Genomic DNA, 7,258 nt, shown 5'->3' with positions numbered 1-7,258 from the left:
GTTTGTTAAATACTACAAATTTGTCTTAAGTTTTTGCAACATTACCAGTTTGTGCATTGAATGCGGGGTTTGCCATTCCGATCTAATCGAAGATTTAAAGGCTATTTTAGGAAATCTAATTGCAGCGCGAGATGAATACTTAAGAAGCTAGGTGAGATAGAGCTTTGACCGCAGCTAAAAAACACCATTATGTCCGTAGAGACGATAAAGGAAAATCGAAAGAGAGACAAACTCTCGAAAAAAAAGACAAAAAGGCTATTTGAGAAATTCGCATCCAATAGGATAGCCGCTTCTCAATCCCTATAATTGAGGTATTTTATTTAGTTTGGGCTTTTCAGATATCTGCCTCGATATAAGATGCCGAACACGGGCGACGCGATTTTTACGCTCAAACCATGTTTTTGTAAACAAATACTACAAAAGCGGAATTTTGGGGTCAGAATTGGGTCTAATCTAGAATTAATCGTCCAGCCAAATTCGCTTTAATTTAATTGTTAAGAAAGCTAAAACCCTTGTTCTATATATCTTCTATGGGCAAAGTCGGACTCGAACCGACACGTATTGCTACGCCACATTTTGAGTGTGGTGCATTCCCCGTTAGTGGCAGACAAAGAATGAATGCGAGAATATTTATCCGCGAAATTCTACCAGCTTATTTCCATAAGCATGAGCATTAGTTACACCATTAATTAGATTTAAGCTTATCGCCCGTATCTTTTTTCTACTTAGCATTCTTTAAAAGATTTTGCGAGTGTATTTGCATCCGAGGTTCGCTAGCTCGTATATGGGGATCTTTATAGATTTCCTTAAGCTCAGATCGCAAACCATTATTACCATTGAAGCAGTACTAATATTTCAATGTGATAACAATAGTTCAATTGATTCGCATTTACTAATATACGCAATGTAACAAAATCTTAAAGAGTCTTCTAATTTGGGTCTATTTTGGGACTACAATCCTAAATATCGTGCAAAACCTAATATTTTAGAAACGCTCAAACCTTGATTCTGTATGTTACGGGACTGACGGGACTCGAACCCGCGACCTCCTGCGTGACAGGCAGGCATTCTAACCAGCTGAACTACAATCCCAGTTTATTGGTACTTAGTAAGAATAACACAAAACCTAGTTTTGCGGTAGGAAAAATAACAAGTAAAGTCTCAAATTGCTTGACTTTTGCGTAATTTCCTCTTGCTACAAGCGGGCTTCTCTCTAAAAAGTGGTGCGGAATTGGTGCGGTTTTTATTAATCGCTCAAAGCTATGTATATCAACAACGAAGAGAGAAAAGCCAAGATTGGAAAAATTAGTGTATCTGTATCTAGAGATAATTCAATCAAACTCCGCTTCACTTACCCCAAAGGAAAAAGACACGATATTAATGTAGCGACTGATACAGAAGAAGGTTGGGTAAATGCCTTGAGAATTGCACAAGCTATTAATGCTGATATCGAACTAGGACAGTTTGATAATACCCTGGCAAAATATAGTCCAAAACGCTCGCAAGCCTTAGAGATAAATCTGAAAGAACCTAACATAAAAAAAATATGGGAACGCTACAAAGAATTAAACAAATCGAGAATCGCTGCTACAACTCAAAATTATCTATGGAAAGATTGCGATCGCTACCTCTCAAAAACAGATATGAATCTTCTAGAACTCAACAACGCTCAAGAGTTTATTTCTTATCTACAAGGCAAATATGCAATCTCAACTATTGCTACATTATTTCGGTCATGCTTAAATCCTGCGGTTAATACTGCTGTCAATGCGGGAATTATTTCTACTAATCCGTTTAAAAGCATTAGCATTCCCAAACCACAGAGGAAACCAATAGAATGCTTTGAACCTAGCGAAGTTAAAGCAATCATCGCGGCTTTTTACTCAGATGAATACAACCATAAGTTTTCCAGCTATCAACACTCTTACTACGCTCAGTATATTGAAGTATTAGCTCTTACTGGTGCTAGACCAGAAGAAATAATAGCTTTGACTTTTGACGATATTAAGCGTAAAGGTGAAAAAACTTACATTAAGTTCTCTAAGGCTTATAGCAAAGGAGTATTGCTGCCTCATACTAAAACTAAAGAGATTCGGCTTTTTCCTTGCAACAGACAATTATTATCAGTGCTTGGTTCTATAGAGATAAAAAGCAATCTAATATTTCCTGGCGTAGAAGGTGGATATCTCAATCATGGCAATTTCAGGAAGAGAGATTGGCGTGTTGTCCTTGAGGCTCTAGTTAAGGATGAAAAGATGGAGAAATATCTCAAACCTTATGCTCTCAGGCATTCTTTTATTACTCGCTTAGTGCGGGAAGGAGTAGATATCAAAACTGTTGCCATCCTATCAGGTAATTCCGTAGCTACCATCATCAAACACTACTTAGCAGCCAAACAAGACTTTAATCTACCAGAACTTTAGTCTCCAAAATGAAATAATATTCTGAATCAGTGTGGAAGATTTGCCAATGACCATGACAAATCTTCTATAGCCAACTTAAAATGAAGAAGCTAATCTAACTATTTATTTTTAGCTTAAAAATAGTTAGCTGTATGGATGGAGTAGATTTGTAGGTGACAGTCAGCGTTTTTCTTAGCCACAATACAAAAGATAAATCATTTGTCAAAAGACTGGCTAGAGATTTGGATAATCATGGAATTAAGTACTGGCTTGATGAAGCTGAAATTAAAGTTGGAGATTCGTTAATAGAGAAGATTAGAAGTGGTATAGATGAAGTTGACTACGTAGTAGCTATATTATCTCCAAATTCCATAGCATCATCTTGGGTTCAGCGAGAAATAGATGTAGCAATGAACCAAGAGATCAATGGCAAAAAAGTCAAAGTGCTTCCGATAATGTATCAAAAGTGCGAACCACCAGGGTTTCTATTTGGCAAACTATACGTTGATTTTACGGATGAGACAAACTAACTATAAAGATGCTTTTAAAAAACTTGTAAACAGCATTGGTGTGGTCTTTAACCAAAGAGCTTTAGAAAGCAGTATCAGTGCTTCTAGTTTGAATGAAGCTTTAGATAAAACGCACATCATAAATCTTCCTATGTTTTGTAAACCATTCCATAGACCATTTCAATATATAGGGATGATAATTGATAACGCAGCTAAAGAAGTCGATCGAGAACCAAATGAAGTAGGCAATATTATTGTTGACAGTGATGACTGCGAAATGGTGCTATGGGCTGAAGGAAATTTTGGGTAATGTTGCAAAAACTTAAGACAAATTTGTAGTATTTAACAAACGTAAATAACTACTAGACCAGATGAACTCAAAGCAACCATTTAAGTGGAAACATTTTCAAGGAGAAATAATTTTACTTTGTGTGAGGTGGTATCTCCGCTATGGTTTGAGTTATCGTGATTTAGCAGAAATCATGCAAGAGCGAGGACTATCTGTAGACCACACCACGATTTACCGATGGGTGATGATTTATGCACCACAAATAGAAAGAAGAGCCAGAAAGCATCTCATCTCAACTAATGACTCTTGGCGAGTAGATCAAACTTATCTCAAGGTCAAAGGAAAATGGAAATATCTATATAGAGCAGTTGACAGCAATGGTATTACCATAGAGTTTATGTTTAGTGCCAGGAGAGATAAACAAGCTGCTAAAAGATTCTTGAAGAAAGCCCTGAAATCGAGACATAATAAGCAGCCAAGAGTTATTAACGTAGACCAAAATCCTGCTTATCCCGCAGCAGTTGAAGAACTTCAAACGGAAGAAATTATCTCTAGTGAGTGTGAATTGAGACAGAACAAATATCTTAATAATATCATCGAGCAAGACCATAGATTTCCGAAAAAGCAGGCTAAGTATAAATTATACTTTCAACATTTCCACTCAGCATGGCGGACATTAAAAGGGTATGAAATCATGAATGTGATTCGCAAAGGGCAAATAAAAAATATCGCTAAAGGTGACATCTTGGGACAAAGAAATTTTGTCTATTCTCTGTTTGGGATCGCTGTCTAAAAAATTAGTTAATCACAGGTATATTCTCTCTGTTCGGATTTTTTGCAACAGAACCCTTTAGTTGCCACCAATGAACGAACGAGTACAACAAGCGAGTATCAACAGTGTTGAAGGGTTGAAAAAGTCGATTAATTCAGAGCATCCTCCTCTACATTGTGACGAAACCCCCTGCTCAGTTAAAGGAGTCAAAGAATGGCTCTGGGTTTTAGCTGGGTCAGAGTTCTGCCTGTTTCATGCCGGCGATACTAGAAAACGCAGAGAATTGGAAGCTGTATTAGGAGTATTCTATGATGGAGTTTTGATTAGCGACGATTTTAGTGTCTACAACGGCTATTCAGTAGCAGGACAACAAAAGTGTTTGGCTCATCTACGTCGTCATTTTCAAAAACTGTTAAAGACTAAAGGGGTAGATAACCAAGAAATTGCTACCACCTTTCTGTCTCTAATTGATGAGGCATTTAAGCAACATCGGGTTTGGCGACAGACCCATCAGGAAAGCCACTATCGAGATTGGGCAGAGGATTTCCGAAGGCGAGTGACTAGCGCAATTAAGACTTGGCTCAAGAATGCTGGTCATGAAGCTGGAAAACTGCTACGTTCGCTGCGTGATAAGGCGGAGCAATGGTGGTATTTTCTGACACATCCTCAGATACCCCCCGACAATAATCTAGCTGAACGATGTTTGAGAACTGCTGTAACCAAGCGGAAAGTTTGTGGTGGCTCTCGTTCCATCGAACGGTTTCAACATACAGCCAACCTGCTGAGTGCAATTCAATCTTGTCGTTTGCAAGGACGTTCGGTGATTACTTTTTTTCAACAGACTTTACAAGCTACAGTTGGACATTGTTCTTATCCTTCTCTTATTCCTCATGCTTGCACCTGAATCCTTACGTCAAAAGTCTATTTTATTCCTCGCTTCTAAATAATCAATCTTTATCGGCAGCATCGCGATCGGGAAACAAAAAAGTCAGAAAAAGCAAAGCTAATAAAATAGGCAGGCTTAAAAATCCAAAGAATAAAAAAGGTAACAGCATAGTGATTATCGCTCATAATTAATTATGTCTACTCAGACGGCACTTTGAACAAAAGCTGGCCAGAGAAACACGGCTAGACTCGACCCTAAAATAGCTAAAGAAATACCCAAGATGCTGAGGTGATGTGTCGTTAATATCAGATGTCCCGTAAGATAAAAGATGGCAAAGCTACCGCCTATAAAAGCACCAATATTCCAAATAGGAAACTCCCTATAGTGCCACTAATGTTAGTATTAGGAGCGATAAATTTAGCAATTACGCCAGCGATTAATCCCAAACAAAGCCAAGATAAAAGATTCATTTTTAAACTATTATGTAAATCGATTTTGCTAACGATCGCAGTATAAAAACCCCCTGTGTCAGAATTGTGTCAAAGCTATAAAACTTCTGTTTCGGTTGCTGGTATTAGATAATTATGGTTATCGATAGCTAAGGCAAAAATCGAACTATGACCCAAAAGCGATCGCCTGGATATGCTTCATCGCGTTCTTTAAAAGACAAGCTGACTGAAGGTGCGCCCCTAGCAGTTTTATTGGTGCTGTCTCTTTTGATTCTCTATCGATTGCGAGCGGCTTTAGAATTGATTGCGATCGCCATTTTGTTGTCGCTTATTCTACAAACGCTGTTAAGTCAGCTAGAAAAATCGATTAAACAGCGTTGGTTGGCGGTTTTGGTGCTGGCGTTCTGCATTCTTGGCTTAAGCATACTTTTACCAATTGTCATTGTCCCCGATCTTCTAGCAGAGTTACAGAAGCTCTCTGCCGATTTACCAGAGTATTTAGGCAGTTTGACCGAGCAATCGCAAAATCTTCACGCTCGGTTTAATTTTGTTCCCGATATTTCACAAGAAATTGCCCGACTCAATGACTTTGTTTACGGACTATTAAAAGAATTGCCACGATTATTAGAACGAGCCTTTGGCATTACGATTGAAGCTTTTGCCACGGTCATTTTAGCTCTCTACATTACTTCCGACCCCGATTTTCTGGTTGGAGGATTGTTGCGACTTATACCACGCCAACATCATCAGCAAGTACGACACTTATTTAAAAGCATCAGATTGCGACTTCAAGGCTGGATGAGCGGCACTCTTCTAGCAATGCTGTTTCTCGGTATTGGCGTGGCAATAGGACTTGGGATTTTGGGCATTCCCTTACCCTTACCTTTTGGTGTGATTGCTGGTTTATTTGAGGTTATTCCTTATCTTGGTAGTTTTGCTGGAGGGTTTTTGCCAGCTTTGGTAGCTCTGACGATCTCACCGCTGAAATTAGTTCTGGTGTTAGTTTTATTTTTAGTGCTGAATCAAGTTGACGCGCATATTTTTCAACCAATTGTGGTCGGGCACCAAGTAAATTTGCATCCAATTGCCGTAATTATTGCAGTTTTGGTTATGGGTCAATTACTGGGTTTGATTGGTGTAGTCTTTGCCATACCCGCTGCGGTGGTAGTTATGACGCTTTTTGATGAACTTACCTCTAAGCCAAATCCAGAATCGCTTCCAACTCAACCGCCATCGTCTTAAATAGATAATCGAACGCGATCGCTTTTTGCTTCAATAACAACTCTAGCGAATAGTTTTAAAAATTCGAGGCTTCAGTTGGAGCATCGCGGCGATCGCTTTGAGTTAAAAAGAGGTTTTGAGCGGCTTCATTTTGATAGATACAGTCGATTTGCGGTGAATTTTCTAACTTACCCGTATAGCCAAAAGTATTCATGCGATTTTTGCACTCGCGAATTTGGGGCGAACTTACTAAATTTTCCCGTTCCAAAATTGCCCAATCGCTACTGCGTACCACACAACCAGGCTGCATTTTTGGTAATGTTGCAAAAACTTAAGACAAACTTGTAGTATTTAACAAACGTAAATAACTACTAGACCAGATGAACTCAAAGCAACCATTTAAGTGGAAACATTTTCAAGGAGAAATAATTTTACTTTGTGTGAGGTGGTATCTCCGCTATGGTTTGAGTTATCGTGATTTAGCAGAAATCATGCAAGAGCGAGGACTATCTGTAGACCACACCACGATTTACCGATGGGTGATGATTTATGCACCACAAATAGAAAGAAGAGCCAGAAAGCATCTCATCTCAACTAATGACTCTTGGCGAGTAGATCAAACTTATCTCAAGGTCAAAGGAAAATGGAAATATCTATATAGAGCAGTTGACAGCAATGGTATTACCATAGAGTTTATGTTTAGTGCCAGGAGAGATAAACAAGCTGCTAA

At 38.6% G+C, this 7,258-nt stretch carries 6 protein-coding genes, 1 tRNA gene and 2 pseudogenes; 7 read left to right on the top strand and 2 right to left on the bottom strand.

Annotated features, from left to right (window positions below; translation table 11 throughout):
* Positions 1-1,018 precede the first annotated feature (1,018 nt).
* Positions 1,019-1,092 (bottom strand) — tRNA-Asp (locus ACLFKQ_RS21000).
* A 170-nt stretch (positions 1,093-1,262) separates the two neighbouring features.
* Here ACLFKQ_RS21000 and ACLFKQ_RS20995 point away from each other — a divergent pair.
* From ACLFKQ_RS20995 to ACLFKQ_RS20970, 6 genes and pseudogenes are all read left to right on the top strand, one after another.
* Positions 1,263-2,423 carry a tyrosine-type recombinase/integrase gene (locus ACLFKQ_RS20995; protein WP_449001689.1) on the top strand — a complete coding sequence of 387 codons (1,161 nt, stop codon included), beginning with the start codon at positions 1,263-1,265 and terminating at the stop codon, positions 2,421-2,423.
* Between the two features lie 152 nt (positions 2,424-2,575).
* Positions 2,576-2,932, top strand: a complete 357-nt coding sequence (locus ACLFKQ_RS20990; RefSeq protein ID WP_449001688.1) for a toll/interleukin-1 receptor domain-containing protein — start codon at positions 2,576-2,578, stop codon at positions 2,930-2,932.
* Positions 2,919-3,221, top strand: coding sequence for a hypothetical protein (locus ACLFKQ_RS20985; RefSeq protein ID WP_449001687.1), 303 nt, complete (start codon positions 2,919-2,921; stop codon positions 3,219-3,221). Before ACLFKQ_RS20990 ends, ACLFKQ_RS20985 begins: the two co-directional genes overlap by 14 nt.
* A 61-nt stretch (positions 3,222-3,282) precedes the next feature.
* A complete protein-coding gene (locus ACLFKQ_RS20980; protein WP_448997902.1) occupies positions 3,283-3,993 on the top strand; it encodes an IS6 family transposase in 711 nt (236 codons plus the stop codon).
* A gap of 73 nt (positions 3,994-4,066) precedes the next feature.
* A pseudogene (tnpC, locus tag ACLFKQ_RS20975) lies at positions 4,067-4,876 on the top strand (IS66 family transposase); the annotation flags it as partial.
* A gap of 599 nt (positions 4,877-5,475) precedes the next feature.
* Positions 5,476-6,549, top strand: coding sequence for an AI-2E family transporter (locus tag ACLFKQ_RS20970; protein ID WP_449001686.1), 1,074 nt, complete (start codon positions 5,476-5,478; stop codon positions 6,547-6,549).
* 55 nt (positions 6,550-6,604) lie between these two features.
* On the opposite strand, the pseudogene ACLFKQ_RS20965 reads toward ACLFKQ_RS20970, so the two are convergent.
* A pseudogene (locus tag ACLFKQ_RS20965) lies at positions 6,605-6,847 on the bottom strand (DUF3172 domain-containing protein); the annotation flags it as partial.
* Positions 6,848-6,908: 61 nt separating this feature from the next.
* On the opposite strand from ACLFKQ_RS20965, the gene ACLFKQ_RS20960 reads away from it, so the two are divergent.
* A partial coding sequence (locus tag ACLFKQ_RS20960) for an IS6 family transposase (protein ID WP_449001685.1) occupies positions 6,909-7,258 on the top strand: 350 nt, incomplete at its 3' end.

Source organism: Myxosarcina sp. GI1(2024), assembly GCF_053543375.1.
The sequence above is the reverse complement of the archived record's forward strand: the minus strand, read 5'-3'. Positions and strand labels throughout refer to the sequence as shown.